General features: G+C 71.7%; 17 protein-coding genes and 1 pseudogene. 1 reads left to right on the plus strand and 17 read right to left on the minus strand.

Going from position 1 to position 19555, the window contains the following annotated elements:
• Positions 1-22: 22 nt before the first annotated feature.
• From E1287_RS15125 to E1287_RS15180, 12 genes are all read right to left on the minus strand, one after another.
• Positions 23-1153 carry a saccharopine dehydrogenase C-terminal domain-containing protein gene (locus E1287_RS15125; protein WP_131965571.1) on the minus strand — a complete coding sequence of 377 codons (1131 nt, stop codon included), beginning with the start codon at positions 1151-1153 and terminating at the stop codon, positions 23-25.
• Positions 1146-2195, minus strand: a complete 1050-nt coding sequence (locus E1287_RS15130) for a saccharopine dehydrogenase (RefSeq protein ID WP_131965572.1) — start codon at positions 2193-2195, stop codon at positions 1146-1148. Before E1287_RS15130 ends, E1287_RS15125 begins: the two co-directional genes overlap by 8 nt.
• On the minus strand, positions 2185-3327 hold the full coding sequence (locus E1287_RS15135) for a cytochrome P450 (RefSeq protein ID WP_131965573.1): 1143 nt from the start codon (positions 3325-3327) through the stop codon (positions 2185-2187). The genes E1287_RS15130 and E1287_RS15135 overlap by 11 nt, the downstream gene beginning before the upstream one ends.
• Complete coding sequence (locus E1287_RS15140; RefSeq protein WP_131965574.1) at positions 3324-4538, minus strand: acyl-CoA dehydrogenase family protein; 1215 nt, start codon at positions 4536-4538, stop codon at positions 3324-3326. Before E1287_RS15140 ends, E1287_RS15135 begins: the two co-directional genes overlap by 4 nt.
• Positions 4535-6649, minus strand: coding sequence for an iron-containing redox enzyme family protein (locus E1287_RS15145; RefSeq protein WP_131965575.1), 2115 nt, complete (start codon positions 6647-6649; stop codon positions 4535-4537). The genes E1287_RS15140 and E1287_RS15145 overlap by 4 nt, the downstream gene beginning before the upstream one ends.
• The gene (locus E1287_RS15150; protein ID WP_131965576.1) at positions 6646-7335 is read right to left on the minus strand and encodes an SGNH/GDSL hydrolase family protein; all 690 of its coding nucleotides are present in this window, start codon (positions 7333-7335) and stop codon (positions 6646-6648) included. The genes E1287_RS15145 and E1287_RS15150 overlap by 4 nt, the downstream gene beginning before the upstream one ends.
• A gap of 69 nt (positions 7336-7404) precedes the next feature.
• The gene (locus E1287_RS15155) at positions 7405-8502 is read right to left on the minus strand and encodes a ferritin-like domain-containing protein (protein WP_131965577.1); all 1098 of its coding nucleotides are present in this window, start codon (positions 8500-8502) and stop codon (positions 7405-7407) included.
• Positions 8502-9464 (minus strand): transglutaminase domain-containing protein, encoded by a 963-nt coding sequence (locus tag E1287_RS15160; protein ID WP_131965578.1) that lies wholly within the window; start codon positions 9462-9464, stop codon positions 8502-8504. The genes E1287_RS15155 and E1287_RS15160 overlap by 1 nt, the downstream gene beginning before the upstream one ends.
• Positions 9461-9700 carry an acyl carrier protein gene (locus E1287_RS15165; protein WP_131965579.1) on the minus strand — a complete coding sequence of 80 codons (240 nt, stop codon included), beginning with the start codon at positions 9698-9700 and terminating at the stop codon, positions 9461-9463. Before E1287_RS15165 ends, E1287_RS15160 begins: the two co-directional genes overlap by 4 nt.
• Positions 9697-11289: an AMP-binding protein gene (locus E1287_RS15170; protein WP_347813975.1), complete on the minus strand. Its 1593-nt coding sequence runs from the start codon at positions 11287-11289 to the stop codon at positions 9697-9699. The genes E1287_RS15165 and E1287_RS15170 overlap by 4 nt, the downstream gene beginning before the upstream one ends.
• Positions 11290-11426: 137 nt before the next feature.
• Entirely contained in the window at positions 11427-12860 is a 1434-nt protein-coding gene (locus tag E1287_RS15175; RefSeq protein ID WP_165969013.1) for a DHA2 family efflux MFS transporter permease subunit, read from the minus strand.
• A 281-nt stretch (positions 12861-13141) separates the two neighbouring features.
• The gene (locus E1287_RS15180; RefSeq protein ID WP_131965581.1) at positions 13142-13963 is read right to left on the minus strand and encodes an isocitrate lyase/phosphoenolpyruvate mutase family protein; all 822 of its coding nucleotides are present in this window, start codon (positions 13961-13963) and stop codon (positions 13142-13144) included.
• A gap of 64 nt (positions 13964-14027) precedes the next feature.
• Here E1287_RS15180 and E1287_RS15185 point away from each other — a divergent pair, with 64 nt between their 5' ends.
• On the plus strand, positions 14028-14780 hold the full coding sequence (locus E1287_RS15185) for a helix-turn-helix domain-containing protein (protein ID WP_131965582.1): 753 nt from the start codon (positions 14028-14030) through the stop codon (positions 14778-14780).
• 1445 nt (positions 14781-16225) lie between these two features.
• On the opposite strand, the pseudogene E1287_RS45630 reads toward E1287_RS15185, so the two are convergent.
• The 5 genes and pseudogenes from E1287_RS45630 to E1287_RS43720 all read right to left on the minus strand — a co-directional run.
• Positions 16226-16514, minus strand: a pseudogene (locus E1287_RS45630) (ISKra4 family transposase); the annotation flags it as partial.
• A 256-nt stretch (positions 16515-16770) separates the two neighbouring features.
• The gene (locus E1287_RS15200) at positions 16771-17253 is read right to left on the minus strand and encodes a winged helix-turn-helix domain-containing protein (protein WP_131965584.1); all 483 of its coding nucleotides are present in this window, start codon (positions 17251-17253) and stop codon (positions 16771-16773) included.
• 143 nt (positions 17254-17396) lie between these two features.
• Positions 17397-17999 carry a YdcF family protein gene (locus E1287_RS15205; RefSeq protein WP_131965585.1) on the minus strand — a complete coding sequence of 201 codons (603 nt, stop codon included), beginning with the start codon at positions 17997-17999 and terminating at the stop codon, positions 17397-17399.
• A complete protein-coding gene (locus E1287_RS15210; RefSeq protein WP_131965586.1) occupies positions 17996-19006 on the minus strand; it encodes a hypothetical protein in 1011 nt (336 codons plus the stop codon). Before E1287_RS15210 ends, E1287_RS15205 begins: the two co-directional genes overlap by 4 nt.
• On the minus strand, positions 18954-19307 hold the full coding sequence (locus E1287_RS43720) for a hypothetical protein (protein ID WP_165969014.1): 354 nt from the start codon (positions 19305-19307) through the stop codon (positions 18954-18956). Before E1287_RS43720 ends, E1287_RS15210 begins: the two co-directional genes overlap by 53 nt.
• Positions 19308-19555 lie beyond the last annotated feature (248 nt).

The following is a 19555-nucleotide window of genomic DNA, read 5'->3' on the forward strand; positions in this document are numbered from 1 at the left end:
GATGAGAAGTGGCGGGTGAGAATCAGATTTCGGTGTAGCGCGGTTCCAGACCGCGTCCGCGGAGGAAGTCCAGCCAGTGGTCCGCCTCGGCGGCGTCCGCGGCGGCGATGCGGAGCCCGGTGGGCATCGCCCCGCTGAGGACGCGGAGCACTCCGCAGGCGACGGGCAGCGAGACGCACCGCGCCATCGCCGACTCCGCCGGGTCGCCGGTCACGTCGAGCAGGTAGCCGCCGCGCCATGCGACCCCGTCGGCGCGTTCGATCGCCAGGTCCACCGCGAGGACGACCCGGTCGAGATCGCCGGGACCGGTGGGGTGGCGGCGCGCCAGTTCGGTGGCGAGCCGCGCCGTCGTGGCAGGGTCTCCGACGCGGAGCGTGTCGAACACCGGCTTCCAGGCCGCCGCCCAGCCCGCGTGGCGGAGCGTGCCGCGGACGAACGTCCGCAAAGGCCAGCCCTCGGGGAGCCCGTACCGGGCGATGAACGGGATGCTGTCGCGGTTCGGGTAGACCTCGAACTCCTCACCGCCGACGTCCCATGACCGGACCGCCTCCCAGGGGCGCTCGACGACCGTGTCGGCGCCGTCGACGCGGTGCCGCGCCGGGGCCTCCAGCGCGGCGAGCACGCCCCGCGGCGCCCAGCTGAACCGGTACCGGAACTCGTTCGGTACGGCCGGGATCCCGCCGCAGTACGACGTGAACTCGGCCGAGCGGGCCCGGTCTCCGGCGACCTCGCGCCCCCGCTCCACCAGCAGGTGGGCGGCGAGATGGTCGATGCCCGGGTCGAGCCCGGCCTCGCAGAGGACGACGAGGTCCTCCGCGCCGGCCGCCATCGCCGCCAGCTCGTCGGTGACGTAGCTGGAGCAGACGAAATGGGCGCCGGCGTCCAGGCACAGTTTCAGCAGCCGCGGGTGCTCGGCCGCGGGCAGCATGGAGACCAGCACGTCGCCCGGCCGCAGTTCGGCCGGCAGGTCGCCGGAGTCCAGGCCCCTGGGCTCGGCGATCCCAGCCAGGTCGCGGCGCGCGCGGGCCCGGTCGCGGTCGCGGCCCCAGAGCAGCAGCCGGTCGGCTGCCGCGGCGACCTCGCGGAGCCCGCTCGGGCCGGTGGACAGGCCCGTGCCCACCCAATGCACGGTGCCGCTCGGCTTCTCAGGCAACGCCGGCCTCCTTCCACAGAGCCCGCCGGAAGGCGCGCTCACATCTGGTCCAGGCGGGGTGGCCGGGCACGGTCAGCCCGGCGAGCAGGGGCGCGAGCCCGGCGGAGAACGCCGTGCTGGCCTCGGCGGGCAGCAGCGACGGCAGGTTGTCGATCGCGATGACGTCGACGGGGCGTCCGCCGGCGGGAAGCCGCAGGACGGGACGCTCCCACCGGGTCGTCCGGTCGTAGCAGGGCAGCAGGTGGCAGGCGGAGCGGACGTCGCAGGTGACGTCCGCGATCGTCGCCAGCCGCCGGTCCCCGCGTTCCAGGTCGGCCGTGGTCACGAACGGCTCCGCCGGCCGGGACGTCCCGACGGCGTGCACGAGCAGCTCGTGCTCCAGGAGGGCTCGCCGGTCGAGCCGCCGGGTCTCGGCGACGTCCCATCGGGTCGGCTCGATTCCGGCGACCTCCAGCGCGTCGCGGGCGCCGCGGCCGCACCGGCCGAGCGCACCGGTGACCAGCGTCGCCGGCCGCGCGCCCGGCTCGCGCAACGCCGCGTCGAGCTCCGCCTTGCGCGCCGGCCGCAGCGGGGCGTCGAGCCGGCCGCGGGCGTGCAGCACCGCCAGGGCCGCGCCGGCGTAGCCCGCCCAGTACCCGAACGCCACGAGCCGGCGGCCGGCCTCGTCGACGAGGTGCTCCAGGTCGAGCAGCGTGCCGCCGCCCGCGGCGAACGCGCCCAGCAGCTCGGCGGAGCCGTACTGGCCTTTGAACGCGTGCGCGAAGTAGATGTGCCGGTGCCGCGGAGGCCCCGCCGGCCGCCCCGGGTCTTTCAGGCCGAGGATGAAGCAGTCGTCCGGCGCGTCCGGCCAGGTGCCGGCCGGAACGATGCGGCATCCGGCCGCGGCGTACTCCTCGTCCGGGAAGACGCGTGCCGGCGACTCCTCGACGGTGACCGTGGCGCCGCCGCCGACCAGCCGCGCGGCGTCCGCCGGGACGAGCGGCGCCCGGCGCTCCTCTGGCCGCACCTCGTGCCGGACCCAGATGTGCGGTTCAGGTCCCATGGGCCCGGTCCACGACTCGGCTGAAGTCGGGTATGCGCGCGTTGGGCGACGGCCGGTACGCGGCGGTGCGGGGGACGTCGGCGGACGGGTCGAACCCGTGGTCGAGCAGGGCGCCGACCGCGCCCGCCGCGATCGCCGTGGCGAGGTCCTGCCCCGGGCAGCGGTGCGCGGCGGCGCCGAAGGTGAAGACGGTCGCGGCGGGCCGGTCCGCGACGAACGTGTGCGGATCGGGATTGACGGCGGGATCGCGGTTGGCGGCGGCGAGCACCACCAGGACGGCCTGCCCCGGCTCGATCTCGGCCGTGCCGCACCGGGTCGGCTCGGCGGCGAACCGCCTGGTGTTCTGGATCGGCGCGTCGTGCCTGGCCACCTCGCGGACGAAGGGTTCGAGCGGACGGGGCCGCCCGCCCTCCCGGGCGAGGGCCAGCAGCGTGTTGCCGATCAGCCCCGCGGTCGCGTCGTACGTCTGCGACAGCAGCCCGACCGCGTTGCCGGACACCGCGCCGGGCGGGGGCATGACGGCCTCGCCCGCGGCCCGCACCAGCGCCGTCAGCAGACCGCCGCCGGGGCGGGGCTCCGGTGGGAGCAGCGCGGTGAGCCGCTCGGCCGCGGCGTCGGCGGCCCGCAACTGCCCGGTGTCGGCGTCCGGCCGCAGGCATTTCACGAAGTCGCCGGTCAGCGCCGCCGCCTCGGCGGCCTCCCGCTCGGTCAGCCCGCACAGCCCGGCGACGACCCGGACCGGGACGGTGAACATCAGCGCGCCCAGATCGGGCGGCCCGCCGTCCAGGTCGCTCTTGACGGCGCTCTCGGCGAGGCCGCGCGCCGTGGCGGGATCGGCCTGGGTCAGCGCGGCGGTGACGACGGACTTCAGCCTGGTGTGCGCTTCGCCGTCGTTCATCCTGACCAGCGAGCCGAAGACCCGTCCGGCCGCGGTCCCGGTGATGCCCGGCGGCACCGGCTGGCCCGGCGGGCGGACTCGCAGCCCGGGAGCGCGCAGGACGTCGGTGACCTGCGCCGCGCCGGCCGCGACCCACAGCCCCAGCGACTCGTCGAAGGCGAGTGGGCGTTCGGCGACGAGCTCTGCGTAGTACGGATAGGGGTCGGCGTGCGTGACCGCGTCGATCGGGTTCATCGGGAACGGTGCTCCTTGGTCCGGTCTGTCCGGGCGTCGGTCCGAGCGTTGGGCAGGGTTTCGGCGATGCTCGCCAGCAGGACCTCGGACGCGCCTTCGTAGATCCGCAGGGAGCGGATCTGCCGGTAGAGCCGCTCCGGCACCGCCCCGCTGACCAGCCCGGCCGCGCCGAAGATCTGGACGGCGCGGTCCACGATCCGCTGGGCGGCCTCGGTGGCGAACACCTTGGCCGCGGCCGAGAGCGCGCCCGAACCGGCGCTTCCGTGGTCGGCGGCCTGGTCGGCGGCCCAGGCCGCGCGTCCCACCATCAGGGCCGCGGCGCTCAGTTCGATCTCCAGTTCCGCCAGTGAGGATCGCACCGCCGGCAGGTCGAACAGCCGGCCGCCGTAGGCGGGACGCCCGCGGGCATGGTTCAGCGCTTCGGTCAGCGCCCGCCTGGCGAAGCCGACGGCCGCGGCGCCGACGGTCGGCCTTGCCCGTTCGAGCGCGTCCAGCACCACCTGGTAGCCGCCTCCCCGGCGGCCCAGCACGGCGTCCGCGGGGACCCGGCAGCCGGTGAACTCCAGGCGCGCGAACGAGCGCGGCGCGATGACGTCGATCGGCTCGGCCCGCAGGCCCGGCGTGCCGGCGGGCACGAGGAACGCCGTCAGACCGAGCGGCCCGGGGCCCTCCCCGGTCCGGGCGAGGACGCAGTAGACGTCGGCGATCGTCCCCTGCGCGATCCAGGTCTTGTGCCCGTCGAGGACGTAGCCGCCGGGGACGGGCTCGGCGCGCAGCACGACCGCGGCGAGGTCCGAGCCGGCCTGCTCCTCGGAGACCGCGAACGCGCCCGCCAGCTCGCCCGTGGCCAGACCGGGCAGGTACAGGTCCCGCTGCGCGGCGTCGCCGTGGCGCTGGATCGGCGCGGCCGTCAGGGTCTGAATCGCGAACGCGTGGTCGGCCAGGTCGTCCGCGTTGGCCAGCACCTCGCGCATCAGGCATGCCGAGCGCAGGTCGCCGGCCTGTCCGGACGACGACGGGTCGAGGAAGCCCAGCCAGCCGCCCGCGCCCAGTTCCCGCAGGACGCGGGTGGCGCCCTTGTCGGCGGGCTCCCGGCGCGCCTCGTCCCACACCCCGGACCGCTCGGCGCACCAGGCCGAGGCCGAACGGGCCAGCGCGCGATGGTGCTCGTCGTAGAGCGGCAGCTCCAGCGTCCCCCCGAACTCGTTCACGCCGCCCCCGCCAGTAGCCGGCGCACGAGCGGCTGCTCCACGAAAAGGGCGAACGAGGCGTAGCCGCGCCAGACGCGGCGCCACTGCTCGGCGACCGCCGCCGCGCCGAACTCCCGGCGGACCCGGTCGAGATGGACGTTGATCGCCTCCGCCGCCTGCCGGGCGTGCCCGGCGGACAGGTTGTCGATCGAAAGATGCGCCTCCTCGTAGGAGAAGTCGAGCCCGTGGTACTGGAGCTTCTGTTTCTCGTGCAGACGCAGCTCGCCCAGCCCGAACATCTCGATCCCGAGGTTGTAGCCGAGGATCTCCGCGTGGCGGCTGTCCGGGAACAGCGACAGGCTCAGCTGGTAGATCGCGAACGGGTAGCTGAATTCGGGAAGCTGATCCTGCTCCATGAATTCGCTGGTGCGGATGTGGGGCAGCTCGACGCCCATGCTCCGCAGCACGTCGTGGATCAGCGTGATGTGGTTCTTGGCGAGGTCTCCCCTGCCCATCTCGTCGGCGTAGACCGCGTACAGCATCGCCTCGCTCCGCCGCCGGAACCGGGCGAGCGCGCCGCTGCGGTGCGCCCAGGCGCCGTCGATCAGGCTGCCGAGCGCGAACCGCTTCTGATTGGCGATCACCGCGTCCCGGTCCGGGATCTCGGAGAGCGGCGCGTACGGGTCGACCAGCTTCTTCCAGTAGATGTCCTCCACGCGGGACAGCAGCGCCTCGGGCGTGTACTCGAAGAAGGCGGCGTCGGTGTACCGGCCGCCCGCGCCGTGGTCGAAGAGCAGCTCGGCCTTGTCGAGGACGGTCCGCACCTGCTCGCGGGCCGGCTCGATCACGGACGGGAAGTGCTCGACGTTGACCAGCCGGTGGAAGAAGACCCGTTGGTCGAGGGGACCGGCGTCGGCCTCGACGGCATCGGGGACCTCGGCGGCGGCCAGCCGCTCCCGCCACCCGGCGGCCGCCTCGTCGCCGGCGGCGCAGGGTTCGAAGTCGAAGTCGGGCGCGGCACCGGACGCGATCGCCTCCTCCCAGGCCTTGAAGACCGCGGCCTCCTCCTCGTCGAAGATGCCGAACATGGGGCCGCCGAACTTGGTCGCCTTGACGAAGTCGCCGTCGCCGTCGCCGTCCCGCCGTTTCAGATACGGGGAGTCGCGGAGCTCCCAGACCACCTGGCGGATGTCGTCGTCCGCCAGCGCCTCCGAGAGCAACCGCCGCCCGACGGTCACCTGGCCGTGCTGGGCGCCCGCGTAGGGGGCGTGCCGGGCGATGATGCGGGCGACCTTGCCGTCCAGCGGAAGGGCCGCCTCCCAGCCGGCCATGTCGGCCAGCATCCCCACCGACTCGGACTCGAGCCGGAGCACCAGCCGGAAGGCCGCCGCCGCCCGCGCGCGGTCCCGCGCTCCCCGCCGGCCGGCGATCTCGAAGTACTCGGTGAGGATCGGCGCCGGATCAGGGCCCGGCTCCTCACCGAACAGCGTCTCGTCCACTCCCAGCGCGCGGAACGCGCAGTGGGTGCCGGCCACTTCGGGGAGGAAGCTCGCCGGGACCCGGCTCAGCGCCAGGTAGTAGCAGGCGGTCACCACGGTCAGCTCGCGGGCCCCGGTGAGGGTGAGGAAATCGGCCGCGTCGAGGTCCGGCAGGACGACGCCCTGCGCCTCGAGGGCCCTGCGACGGCGTCCGGCGATGCTCCGTTCCGGGACGCCCCGCCCGCGCAGCACGAAATGCTGCTCCATCAGCCGGTTGACGATCAGGGCCGGCTGGAGCGCGGGCTGGGAGAGGACGTCGAGCCAGCACCCTTCCAAGAGCGCCGGGACGGCGCGTTCCCGCATGGCCGGCGCCGTGCCGGCGAGCTGCGCCAGCCGGCCGGCCAGATCGTCCCGGACGTGCGCCGCCTCGGCGAGCAGGTCGGCGGCGGTCGCGCCCACCGCAGCGGCCTCTGCCGTCTCCGTCAGGAAGGCGGCGAGCACACGCCGGGCGAGGAGGAAGGTCGCCTCGTCCTCCGGCCGCGACACCAGCCGGTGGAAGATCTCCTGCGGATCGGACTGCTCCATCGCCGCCGCCAAGGCGGCCGGATGGCAGGAGACTGGAGAGTCCGGCAGGGACGTGGTCAGGTCCCTCATATCGGCGACACCGCCCATTGCGAGCCGGTCAGGTGACGGGCGAGCGCCCGCATCTTCTCCGCCGCCGCGAAGGCCTGGCCCCGCGCGTTCAGGTGCAGCCGGTCACTGCTGTAGATGCCCTTGTCGGTGCTCAGCGGGTGGTCGGTGAAGTGCACGTAGATCGCGCCGAGCTCCTTCGAGAGCTCTCGGGTGAGCTCGGCGAGGACGCGGGTGTTCCGGGAGATGTACGCCTCGTACTCGGCCGGGACCAGCCCGGCCTGCGTGATGTCCAGCATCCCGAAGGTCACCACGTCCGCGCCCGCCTTCCGCAGCGCGGACACCATCGCCGCCAGCTCCGCCTTCACCGCGGCCGGGTCGAAACCCGGCCGGAGCATGTCGTTCCCGCCGCACATGACGAACGCCAGGTCGGGTTCGAACTCCAGCGCGGGCGCGAGCTGGGTCGCCCGGACCTCCGCCGTGACGAGGTCCCGGACGCCGAGGTTCAGCGCCTGGAAACCCGGGTTGACCGTGGCGAGGACGTCCTCGATCCGCTCCGACCACGAAAGGTCCCGGTAGCCGGGCACGGCCTCGTGGATACCGGCCGCGACGCTGTCGCCGATCGTCACCATCCTGCGCCACGGTGCGCCCGCCAGCAGTTGCGCTGCGGTCTCGGTGGGCAGCGCGTATTCGTCGGTTTGCTCGTCCATGTTCTTCTCCCCTTCCACGGACGCCGCGGCACCCGTCGTCAGCGCCCTTCTCGGTCGGCGCCCGTGCTCTCAGTGCTCGTCTTCGTCGGCGCCGCGGGCGATGACGTCCGCCACCTCGCGGGCGCGCCCGAACATCTCCAGCCGGGCGACCTCCTCGGCGATGCGCTCGTCCTCCTCGCTGATCGCCGCGCCGTCCAGCCGGCCGAACCCGAGCACGCCGAGGCGCTTCAGGCCGTCCTGCATCCGCGGGCCGAACAGATTGATGTCGCGCAGCGTCGGCACGATCCGCGTGAAGAGCCGCCGCCTGAACTCGCGCATCGCCGGCGACCTGCGCGCCAGCCGGATGCACTCGTCGGCCCCGTAGTCCAGGTGCCGCCACATCTCCTCGCCGGCGAACCGGTCGCGCAGCGCCCAGCACGCGTCGAGCGCGAAATCCTCGCGGTCCTTCAGCTCAGGGGCGGACAGCTCGCGGTAGTAGTCCCGCAACGCCAGCCGGCCGAACGCGACGTGGCGCGCCTCGTCCTGCAGGACGTAGGCGTTGAGCGCCCGGGCGAGCGGGTCGCCGACCCGGTCCCGCTGAATGCTGAAGGACGCCAGCGCCAAGCCTTCGATCATCACCTGCATGCCGAGGTAGGTGATGTCCCAGCGGCTGTCCCGGACGATCGTCTCCAGCAGATCGCGCAGCCCGGTCGACAGCCCGTACCTGATGCCGATCTTGGTGTTCAGCATCCGCTGGTAGATCTCGACGTGCCGGGCCTCGTCCATGACCTGGGTGGCCGCGTAGAACTTGGCGTCCAGGTCGGGCACCGTCTGCACCACCTTCGCCGAGCAGATCAGCGCGCCCTGCTCACCGTGCAGGAACTGCGAGTACAGCCAGCCCGCCATGTGCCGCCGGACCGTGGTCCTCTCCCGCTCCGGGAGCCGCCGCCACAGCTCGGAGTCGGCGATCCAGACGAACTCGTCGGGCAGGCCGAGCGGGTCGCCGGGGTCGACCTCGTGCGTCCAGTCGAGCCGCAGTTCGGCGTCCCACTGCTTCTGCTTGCCCTTGCGGTAGAGGCTGAGCAGGCGCTCGGCGCTGGTGTCGTAGTCCCAGGTGAACAGCGTGTCCCCGCCGGTGCCGAGGGACCAGCCGGCCGGATCCGTTCCGATGATCTCCGGTGTCTCCATCAGGCGTTCTCCGTGACGCGGGCGGGCTCCGTGGCGCGGGAGGCGATGCCGCCGAACGCCCAGGGCGGGGCGGGCGTCCCGTCCGGCGTCAGGATCAGCGGCGCGTTCTCCGGGACGGCGCAGGGCAGCAGCCGGTTGAGCCGCCCGCCGCGGCACGCCTCCCGGAAGGCGTCGTGATGGCGGCTGCGGTACGCCGTGGCCAGGTGCGCGAACACCGGATCGAGGGGGCGCCAGGCGCCTTCTTCCCAGACCTCGCACCAGGCGTGGTCGTTGCCGATCGGGCCCAGGAAGTAGCCGCGCCGCAGGCGGGCCTCGTAACCGAGCGCGTTGAGCCGTTCGGCGAGGACGGCCCCGGCGACCACGCAGTCGGCGACGCCGAGCCGCCAGGCGCGGGCGGGGTCGCCGCGCAGCCGCTCCCCGATCGCCTGGTAGACGACGTCGCCGTCGGTCAGAGCGGCGAGCACGGTGTCGAACTCCGCCCCGATCCGCGGATCCTGGACGCGGTGGGGCGCTCCGGTGATCCGCGCGACGATCTGGTAGCCGTCCGCCCGGTAGCCGGTCGCGGCGGGGTCGAGCCCGTCCCGGACGAGGTACTCGACGCCGTCGGCGGCGGGGTCGGGCACCGCGAACCGCAGCGGCGCGCGGCGGCCGGGGAGCGGCCGGGCCGCGACGCTCCAGGTGATCGGCGTGTGCCAGCCGTCCGGGTCACCGGCGGCGAAACGCATCAGCAGCCGCTGGGCCAGCTCCGGCACCGTCGCCCCTCCGCCCTGGCGCAGCGCCGCGTTGACGACGTCGCCGTAGTCGAAGAGCATGCCGCGCTCGGGGTCCAGGCGGTGCTGGAGCCCGGCGACCGCCAGTTCCGCCGCGCCCGCGGGCTCGGTCCGGAGCAGCTCGGCGGCCTCGTCGAGCGTCGTGTCGAAGACCGCCAGGTCGCTGGGGGTCTGCAGGAAGGGGAGCCTCATCGCAGGTCCACCAGGACTCCGGCCAGCTCCCGCGCGGTGACCGCCTCGAAGGCGACGTCGTCGGGGATGGTCATCTCCAGGGCGTCCTCGATGTCCACGACGACCTGCAGCATCACGACCGACTCCATGGACGGCAGGTCGCGCAGCGGCTCATCGGGATCGATGGTCGACGCGTCCAGGTTCAGGCGCTTCGCCAGCGCCTCCAGGACGGTCTGCTGTACATCCGCCGCGTTCATCGTGCCGTTCCCCCGTCGTCCGTGACCTGTGCGTGGTTCGTGACCTGCGCGTGGTTCGTGACCTGCGCGTAGAGCTCCCTGGCCGCATGCCGGCGCACCTTGCCCGAGGTGGTGTGCGGGATCGTCCGCGGCTCCACCGGATAGACCCGGGCCACCCCCGGCCCGGTCTCGGCCGTGACGGCGTGTTCCAGTTCCGCGGCGAGCGCGGCCGCCGCCTCGCCCTCCAGCGGCGTCTCGACCAGGACGGCGAGCCGCTCGGCGGCGTCCTCGGTCACCTGCATGGCCGCGCAGCGCCTGACCCCGGCCCCCGAAGCGCGCCGGACGATCTCCTCGACGTCCTCGGCGTAATAGTTGCGGCCGTTCACGATCGCCATGTCCTTGAGCCGGCCGGTGACGTACAGCCGGCCGTCCAGAAGGAAGCCGAGGTCGCCGGTGCGGAGCCAGCCGTCGCCGGTGAACGGCTGGCGGTCGTCCGGCAGGTTGAGGTAGCCGCCCATGACCGCGGGGCCGCGCACCTGGATCTCCCCGACGCGGCCATCGCCGGCCGCGTCGATCCGCAGCTCGATTCCCGGAGCGGCGCCGCCGTGCGCGACGAGGCTCCGCGCCGCCGCGTCCGACTCGGGCACCGGCTCGACCTTGTCGCCGGGGCCCAGCCGGAACCGGTCCACCGGCAGCGCCTCCGGCTCGGCGCCGACCTCCGGCCAGGCGACGAGCAGGGTGGCCTCGGCCATGCCGTAGCACGGGTGCATGGCCTCCGCGCGGTAGCCGGCCGGAACGAACGTCCTGGTGAACCTGTCGATGGTGCGCTTGTGCACCGGCTCGGCGCCGTTGAAGGTCAGCCGCAGCCGGGACAGGTCGAGGCCCTCGGGGAGCCCGTCCTCGACCGAGTCCGCGATCAGGTCGTAGGCGAAGTTCGGCATCGGGATCGCGGTGGTCGGCGAGGCGGCGCAGCTCTCCAGCCAGGCCCGGGTCCGGCGAGCGAAGCCGGTGGTCGGCCAGAGGCAGACGGGGTTGCCCTTGGAGAAGGCGCTCAGCATGGCGAATAGGCCCATGTCGTGGAAGAGCGGTAGCCACAGGCCCATGCAGTCGTCCGGCCTCAGCCGCATTCCCTCGGTGATCGAGGCCAGACCCGCGGCGACGTTGCCGGCGGTCAGCGCGACGCCCTTGGGCTGGGACGTGCTTCCGGACGTGTACTGGATGATCGCGAAGTCGTCGCCGGTCTCCTCCACCGGGCCCGGCCGGTCGGGCGGACGGGTGACGTCCACGACCTCGACGCCCGGCGGCATCGCTTTGGCGAGATGAGGAATGAGGCGGCGAATCGAATCATCGACGAGAAGCGTGCCGATGCCCGCGTCGTCGACGATCCGCCGCACGTGCTTCAGATAGGACTGCACTCCGCCGAATGCGATGGGAAGCGCGATGGGAACCGCCGCCGTCCGGGCCCGGAAGCAGGCGAACAACCCGCGCACCCAGGGCTCGCCGTTCGCCATGATGAGGCCGGCCCGCCCCCGTCCGCCGATGAGCGACGCGGTGCGTTCCGCGTCGTCCAGCAGCCGCGCCATGGGTATCGTACGGTCTTCAAAAGGCAGATGAAGTGCGGCGCGCGGACCCGTGGCCGCACCGAATAAGCCCCACAATGAACTCACGAAATTCCCCCTTCTCTGGTTCGCAGGTCGTCGCCGTTCAAGAAATGGACGCGCCTCCACCCCCGTGGTCGCTCACCTCGTCACTGGACAGCGGAAACCTCGGTCTCCGCCTGTCTGCCGCTCCGGACGGGAAGCCGGAAGGCCAGACCGGAAAGCGCGGCCACCGCGCCGGACACCGCGGTGAAAAGGAAGATGTACCGGAACGCTCTGACCTCGCCGCCGGCGGTGGCGGTGGCGATGATCGCGAGCCCGGCCACCCCGAACGCGCCGCCCACCTGGCGGATCGCGTTGTGCAGGCCGGTGCCGGTCGCGAAGCGGATCGGCGGGACGGCCACCGCGGCCGTGGTGTTGAGGCCGGTCAGGGCCAGGCCGAGGCCCGTCCCGCCGAGCAGCCCCGTGCCGAGCCACAGCGGCAGGAAGTCGGGCCGCTCGCTGAGCGCCAGCCACAGCCAGACGCCGTTGGCGGCGAAGAGCGCCATGCCGAGGCTGATCGCGGCCCGCTGCCGTTCCCGGCTGCGCAGGCGCCCGACGGCGATCGCGGCGACCGCGGCGGCGAGCGCGCCGGGCGTGATCGCCAGCCCGGTGCGCAGGACGGAGTAGTCCCAGACCGTCGCCAGGAACAGCGGCGTGGCCAGCAGCCAGGCGAACATTCCGGCGGCGGTGGGGAACGCGATCAGGTTCGCCAGGGAGAAGTCACGGCTCCGCCAGAGATCGAACTCGACCACCGGCGCGCGGTGGGTGCGCGAGCGGAGCAGCGCCGCCGCCAGGAGCACCGGGCCGGCCAGCACGCTCAGCAGCGTCCGGCCATCGGCCCAGCCCCAGGTCTCGCCGTGCGCCAGGCCCATGACCAGGGCCGCCACACCCGCGGCGAGCATCGCGGTGCCGAGCAGGTCGGGCAGCCGGTGGGTCCGCGGCTGGTCCGGGCTGAGCACCCGCACCGCGCACCAGGCCATCGCCAGCGCGAGCGGCACGTTCACGAGGAACACCGACCGCCAGCCGACCGCCTCGATCAGCAGGCTTCCGGCCACCGGGCCCGCGGCGGCGGCCAGCGAGCCGGACGCCCCCCACAGGCCGAGCGCCCGCGCCCTGCGTTCGGCGGGCGTCTCGTGGAGGAGGATCGCCAGTGCCGCCGGGATCATCGCGCCCGCGCAGCCTCCCTGGACGGCGCGGGCGACGATCAGGGTGAGGAGGTCGGGCGCCAGCGCGCACACCCCCGAGGCCAGCGCGAAGCCGGCCGTCGAGACGGCGTACTGGCGGCGCCGTCCGACCACGTCCGACAGCCGGCCGGCGGGCACGAGCCAGGCCGCGAACAGGATGGCGTACGCCGTGATCGACCACGACAGGTCCGCCACCCCGGCGTCCGGGTAACTGTCCTGCAATTGCGGAAAGGCAACGTTAACAACTGTCGTATCGAGATAGGCCAGAAATACAGCTCCGCAGGCCAGCAACAGCACGGTTCTCGGATGACTGATCGGCGGACGCGCGGCCAAGGAACGCTCCTCTGACTCCGGCACAGGACGCAGGCTAACCGATGGACTGGCGAGTGAAGTTCATATTTACCGGTTCCGGATCGCGCGATATGGACCGCTACATGTGCCATGACCTGTACATTTACAGATGATCACAGTTCAGCATTTGACGACATTGACCGGATGTGGTCAACACCATTCCATTGACGACGGTGCCGGAGTGTCGCGGGTCCATGCGTGCGGCCAGGCTCCGTTCACGGGTACGCCGAAATAACCGCCACCCGACCTAGCGCATGGCAGTCCCGGCGGTATGAGTTCTAAATCAGCTATGTGCGCGACAAGTCGGCGGTGGCCAGGTCGTTCACCTCTTCGTAGCCGGGAATGCCGTCCCCGATCCGCGCACCGTCACGGACGGCTTCGGCGGCGCTGACACCGGCGGCGATCGCCGCCCGGAACAGCAGCGACCCCGTGCTGATCCGCCGGACACCGAGCGCGGCCAGCTCACCGACCGCGAGCCCGTTCGGCAGGAACAGCACGTTCACCGGGACGTCGACCGCGGCGACCACCGCGGCGATGTCCTCCTTCGCGGCGATCTTCGGGACGAAGACGCCGTCGGCGCCGGCGCCCTCGTACATCCGGACCCGCGCGAGCGCTTCGTCCAGAGCCGCGGGGAGCCCGAGCCAGAACGCGTCCGTCCGCGCGTTCACGAATAGTTCCGGCACGCGCCCCTTGATCGCCTCGATCGACTCGCACAGCACCGCGGGGTCGGCGAGCGCACGGCCGGGACGTCCGTCCTCGATGTTGATCCCGGCGATCCCCAGCCCGGCGAGCCGCGCGGCCAGGTCCGCCGCCTCGGCGGGCGCGCCGAATCCGGCCTCGATGTCGACGGTGACCGGGCACGGCAGCCGCGCCAGGCTCCCGGCCAGGGCCATCGTCTCGCCGAGCGTGGCCGCCTCCGCGTCCGGCTTGCCCGCCGCCGCGGCCACGCCGAGGCTGGTGGTGCCGATCGCCGGGAAACCGGCGGCGACCAGCGCCGCCGCCGAGGCGAAGTCCCACGCGTTCGGCAGCACGAGCGGCTCTGGGCCCTGGTGCAGTGCCCGGAACAGGGCGGCGACGCCGTCCGCCCGTCCCTCCGATCGGTAGCTCATGCTCGGAGACTAACGGCGGGAACGTTCGGTGCCCGCCGAACCTTCGCGGGGCCATGATGGAACCATGTCCATCTCGGTGGCCAAACTCCTGGCCGACGACACCAGAGCGGCCATCTGCCTGGCCCTGCTCGACGGACGGGCGTGGACGGCGGGCGAGCTGGCGCAGCACGTCGGGGTGGCCCGCTCGACGGCCACCGAGCATCTGACCTCGCTGGTCGAAGGCGGGCTGCTCAGCCAGGAGCGGCAGGGCAGGCACCGGTACGTCCGGCTGGCGGGCGCCCCGGCGGCGGAGCTGATCGAGAACCTGATCGCCTTCTCACCGCGTCCCGAAGCGAGACAGAACTCGCTGCGCGGCCACCGGGTGGCGAAGGCCATGGCCTTCGCCCGCACTTGCTACGACCATCTCGCCGGCACCCTCGGCGTCGCCATCAGCGACCGTCTGGTCGCCCTCGGCGTGCTCAGCGAGGACGACCTGATCCTCAGCGACAAGGGGCGAGCCTGGTTCGCCGAGCTGCTCGGCTCGGAACTGGTGTCACGGACGCGGCGACCGCTCGCCCGTCCCTGCCTGGACTGGACGGAGCGCCGCCCCCACCTGGCGGGCGTCGCAGGGCAGGAGCTGCTCTGTCATCTCACCGACCAGGAATGGCTGACCCGATACGGCCCGACTAGGGCGCTGCGGGTCACGGTGACCGGCAAGAGAGCCCTCGAAGACCTCTTCGACCTCAAGCTGGCCCTGCAGCCGGCAAACCTTGCCAGTCAGGGCGCCGCTCGGCCAGTCGTCTTCGGTCAAGATACGGACGGCGCTGCCGGTGCCTGAATCAAAGCGACGGCCACCGTGAGACACGAACACCTTCACCGAGCAGGAGTCTCTGGCGCCCTGCACCCAACGATCTTGTAGATCCATCACCGGCGAGTTTCAGCACGTCAGCTGCTATCGGCCTTCGCGACCGAGGAGCTGGCGGGCCATGACCATGCGCTGGATCTGGTTGGTGCCCTCGTAGATCTGGGTGATCTTCGAGGGCACCAACCAGATCCAGCGCCTGGTGATCTCCCGCCACCTCGCCCGATGAGCAGTCCGCCTACCTGGGGTTTCTCAGCCCTCCGCAGAGCCATCCCCGTTCTGGGTACGGTTTCACCCGCGTCCGATACGCCTTCGTTCGCTTGATCGTCTCCCTCTGCTCTCCCAGACGGCTCCCAACCGCCCCACGGGGACGTCGGCGGTGACCGCCATCCAGGAGATCGAACGCGCCGCCAACCAGCTCCGAACGCTCGAATGACTCATCAACCAGCCAATCAGGCGGCTAGCGCTCCAAGTCTGGTTCACCGACGAGGACGACGGCCTCGTCGGTACACCGGCGGACCTGTCCACCCGCCAGAGCCCGCACCGCATTCGAAGCTTGCCTATGGCACCTCCGACTGGAGCCCAACCAGGCCCTTGAGATTGGTGAGCTCGCATAATCGGCAAGCGCGTATTCCTGGATGCGGGAGGCTGCTGATCACAGTGTGTGGTCGCCGAGGGCAGCGGTTTCAGGCTTTCTCAGCGTTGCGGCTGTGGGCGCGCCCCGTCCCGGGTGCCGCTGAACGGCAGACCGGGTGGTGCCCAAAAGCTGCCGGCTGGTGGTCCAAAGAGGTCTGATCAATCGGAGCAGGCTCGACCAGAGCGCCGGATTCGTAGCGTTCGAGTCGGCGGAGGATCTCGGCGTGGTCGTGCATCGGGAAACAAACGTGCAGCAGTCGCAGGCCGAAGTCCGACTCACGGGTCTGATCCAGCACTGCGGCATCGAACGGTCGGCTCGACACTTCCCAGGAATCGGGTGCCGCCCAATGAACCATCCGTACGTAAAAGGCATCTCGGGGGCCGGCCTTCGCGATCGCGGTCAGGAACGCAAGTCCGCTGTCCAAGGGGAAGTCGATGAACGCCCAACCTTTGCGTGATGCAACGTATGCGGCCATATGCGGAAGCCGGTCTGCCCACCCCGCATTGCTCTCCCCGGCATCCTGGCAACTGGTCAGCGTCTCGAACCCATTGCGCCACAGCGCCTCCACGACCGGCGCCAACGCCTCATCGATCTCCGCACACCTGTGGTCTACCCGTACCATGCGGGTCGGATGAATATTGTTCGAGTCAGCCATCCGAGCCAGGATACCGCCGGTCTGTGCCGATAAATCCACGAAATAATCAGTATCCAGGATCGAGGCCATTGCACCTCGGGTGATCAAGCCGATCAATCCGTGAGGCCGCATTTGCCCTTGTCGGAACCCGGGGTGGACGCGTTGGTGTTCACGTTCGACGTGATGACGCCAGCAGGCATCCAGGTCGCCGCCTGCGATCAGGATGCGCAGGTTCAGCACGGCTTCGGCTCCGGTCAAGCCCCAGCGGGCACCGGTAATGTCGAGGCGGTCGCCCACGATGTACCGGACGGCTCCCTCGATGACCCCCGTGGCGATTGGCCAGCCCTGTTCGAGGGCTTGGTCGTAGTGCAGGTGGTCAGTGTTGTTGGTCAGGTAGCGGATGGCCGCATCCAACGCCGGGGCGGCGGCGAGCAGGAAGCACGGGGACCTCGGCCTCCAGACTGGTGAGCATGTGATCGAGGTTTCCGGCCAGCACCATCCGGGGGTCGGGGCGAACAGGTGCCGGGGGACGGCGTGCAGGGCTTCCCGGATCCGCGGGTCGGTGAGGTCGCCGCGGGCCTGAGCGCGTTCGCAAGCGCCTCGATGTCAGTGGCGGCCTTTCGTGCGGCGGCCGCCGTCCGAAGGACGTGGCAGCATCTGCCGCATGCCTGAGCGCCACCCTGGTGACAAGGACGTCACCACACCCTCAGCCGCCCGGCTGTACGGCTATCTGCTCGACGGCACCGACAACCACGCAGTCGATCGCCGACCACGACCATGATCCGGTCGGGTCGACAGTACCTGCTCTGTCCCGTCGGGTGGGTCACGACCATGACCGGCACGCCGAGCGGCAGCTGGTACTCGCGGCGCCCCGCCTCGCTCGGCATCCGCGCCGTGACCTCCGCTCCGGCCGCGACCGGCACTGTGGTCTTGTCGCATTCTGGCAGGACCCTGATGCCCACTCGGGGAATCGTCTGGATCAGGCCCTCTCCGCGCAGGATCGTCAGCGCCTCCCGCACGGTAGCGCGGCTGACATGGAACCACTCCGTGAGGTGATGCTCGGCAGGGAGCACCTGACCGGGGCGGAACTCCCCGTCTCGGATCCGCGCGCGGAGGTCGTCGGCGACCTGCTTGACGACCGGCCGGTCCGACGTTGGATCCACGGGGCGGTGTTCCATGCCGCGTGAACGTATGAGCAGTCCGACTCAAGATCACTTGCGCGTATGTACGTACAAGAACAGACTGACTGCGCGCGCAGTCCCGGAGCGCAGGCGCCCGGCGGCGGTCGGTAGGACCGCCGCCGGGTGCCCCCGGAACCGTGTCAGCGCCAGGCGCCAGCGAGCCGCTCGGCAGCGGCGAAGCTGCCGTCAGCGACGCGGCGGGAAACCTCGCCCCACTCGCGAATCACACGCCGCCTCCCGGCAGGGATGCTCGGCCAGGCCTGCCGGGTGACCGGCTCGCCGGAGTAGACGGGGTCCCAGCCGATCGCGTGGAAGGCCCCGACTTCGGGGGCGACGGTCTTCAGGACGTGGATCGCGCGGCGGTGGTACCACTTGCTCACGGCCGTGACCGCCAGGCCGGCGGTGAGCGCCTCGCGGACGAAGGGGAGGGCGAACTCCACGTTCTGCCAGGTGTTCGCCGACCGGTCCTCCACGCGGATAGCGTCGACGGGGACGCCGCGTTCGATGAGCAGCGCGCGGAACACCTGGCCCTCGACGATCTGGTTGTGGCGGTTGACGCCGCCGGTCGCGATGATCAGCGGGGCGAGCCCCTGGTGATACCTGTCGGCGGCGATGTCCACGGGCGGGACCTGGTTGGTTCCGAAGAGGAAGTACGCGCTCGGCTCGCCGTCAGGCGGAGGCGCTTCGACGTCCACGAACCGGGTGATCTCGGGGAACTGCTCGGGCTGGAGGTCGTCGGTCATGCAGGGTCCTCGTCGGTGGCGGCCAGCTGCAGGCCGCCCTCCGCCTGGAGGGTGGTCGCCTCAAGGTAGCGGGCGTGGTAGTCCTCGGTCTGGCGGGCGCCTGCGAAGTTCTCGGCCAGGACCCTATCGACCCGCTTGGCCAGCACCATGGTGGGCCAGGCGGGGCGGCTGCCGCTGAGCGCGTCGTGCCCGGCGGCGGCGGCTTGGTCGAGCTGCCGGACCTCGGCATGTGCCAGTCCCAGGATCAGCAAGGAGCGGGCGTACCCGGACGGGTGCTCGCCGCGCTGCCGCGCCTCGGGCCGGTAGACGGTACCGATCACGCGCTCGGTGGCGGCCACCGCCTCCTGCGGGCGACCGGCTAGCAGCAGCGAGGTCGCGGTGTACGGCGGGTCCTCGGCCAGGGCGATCGAGAACGCGCCCGTCTCCGCAACCCCGTCCGGGAGCGCCGAGATCGCTGCGGCGGCGTGGCGTCGCGCACGGGTCATCTGGTCGCCGGCGCCGACCATCGCCGCTGCGCGCATCTCCTGGGAGGCGAGCTTGGCGTGGACCACGGTGCCCATCGGGGCGATCTGCTGGCCTTTGGCGGCCAGCGTCGCCGACTGCTGCGCGTGCCCCTGATAGAAGGCGATCATCGCGCGTGTCAGGACCGACCACGCGGCCAGGTCCGGGTGCCGCGCCTCGTCACCGCGGCGCTCGGCGTCCGAGCACCACAGCCGGGCGGCGGCGTGCTCGCCCATGTCGCAGGCCGCGACGGCGAGCAGGTGCGACAGCCAGCCGGACGCCAGCCCCAGGTCGGTGCGGCGCGGGGATGGGGCTACGTGGTCGTGCACGTGTTTGGCGTATGACCTGACGGCGAGCAGTTCGTCATAAACCTCGGAAGGGGGCCGGGCGCACACTGTAGCGCCGTAGTGGTCGATCATCTCGCCGAGGTTGTCCACGATGCAGCCGAGATGATCAGCGCCCAGGATTTCGAGTGCCTGGACGACGCGATACCCCGTGGCTCTCACGGACGGCGGGCAGTGCGGTGAGCGCAATCCCGCGCTTCAAGAAAACCCGGCGCAGCAACTCACTCACCTGCCCCAAGTCGTCGATCGGCTTAGGGTACTCAGGGGCGGCTCGTGGCGATTCCTGCCGATCCGGGGGGAAAAGCTCTTTCGGCGTGATGCCGAACAGGTCGGCGATGGCGCCCGCCCAGTCCCGTGGCCCGACCCGGCCGGCTTCCCAGCGGGAGATCTGCCTGGCCAGAGCCTTGACTCGCTTGGTCTCGGGATGTGTGATCCCCGCAGCCGCGAACAGGCTGCGGGCCATGTCCCATTTTCCCCAGCCACGCTTAACGCGCTCTGATTCCAGGCGAATCGCCCACGGGGGGCGGGCAGGCTCCGCTCATGTCGGACACCCTTCGAGGGACAGGGCCGAAGGCGCGACGGTGACAGGGTGACAAGAGGTTTGTCACCTTCTCCGTGACGCCTATTGTCACCTATCTCTGTGACCCGGGACATGGATTCACTGGCTTTAGCGGGGCTTTGCCAGTGCCGATAGGCGCAGGGCCTCGCCGA

This window comes from Actinomadura sp. KC06 (genome assembly GCF_004348735.1).
GTDB lineage: Bacteria > Actinomycetota > Actinomycetes > Streptosporangiales > Streptosporangiaceae > Spirillospora.

Excerpts from the sequence above, each read along its gene's own strand:
- E1287_RS15130 (WP_131965572.1), bottom strand. The coding sequence starts at position 2,195 with ATGGGACCTGAACCGCACATCTGGGTCCGGCACGAGGTGCGGCCAGAG.
- E1287_RS15135 (WP_131965573.1), bottom strand. The coding sequence starts at position 3,327 with ATGAACCCGATCGACGCGGTCACGCACGCCGACCCCTATCCGTACTAC.
- E1287_RS15145 (WP_131965575.1), bottom strand. The coding sequence starts at position 6,649 with ATGAGGGACCTGACCACGTCCCTGCCGGACTCTCCAGTCTCCTGCCAT.
- E1287_RS15150 (WP_131965576.1), bottom strand. The coding sequence starts at position 7,335 with ATGGACGAGCAAACCGACGAATACGCGCTGCCCACCGAGACCGCAGCG.
- E1287_RS15155 (WP_131965577.1), bottom strand. The coding sequence starts at position 8,502 with ATGGAGACACCGGAGATCATCGGAACGGATCCGGCCGGCTGGTCCCTC.
- E1287_RS15160 (WP_131965578.1), bottom strand. The coding sequence starts at position 9,464 with ATGAGGCTCCCCTTCCTGCAGACCCCCAGCGACCTGGCGGTCTTCGAC.
- E1287_RS15165 (WP_131965579.1), bottom strand. The coding sequence starts at position 9,700 with ATGAACGCGGCGGATGTACAGCAGACCGTCCTGGAGGCGCTGGCGAAG.
- E1287_RS15180 (WP_131965581.1), bottom strand. The coding sequence starts at position 13,963 with ATGAGCTACCGATCGGAGGGACGGGCGGACGGCGTCGCCGCCCTGTTC.
- E1287_RS15185 (WP_131965582.1), top strand. The coding sequence starts at position 14,028 with ATGTCCATCTCGGTGGCCAAACTCCTGGCCGACGACACCAGAGCGGCC.
- E1287_RS15200 (WP_131965584.1), bottom strand. The coding sequence starts at position 17,253 with ATGGAACACCGCCCCGTGGATCCAACGTCGGACCGGCCGGTCGTCAAG.
- E1287_RS15205 (WP_131965585.1), bottom strand. The coding sequence starts at position 17,999 with ATGACCGACGACCTCCAGCCCGAGCAGTTCCCCGAGATCACCCGGTTC.
- E1287_RS43720 (WP_165969014.1), bottom strand. The coding sequence starts at position 19,307 with ATGGCCCGCAGCCTGTTCGCGGCTGCGGGGATCACACATCCCGAGACC.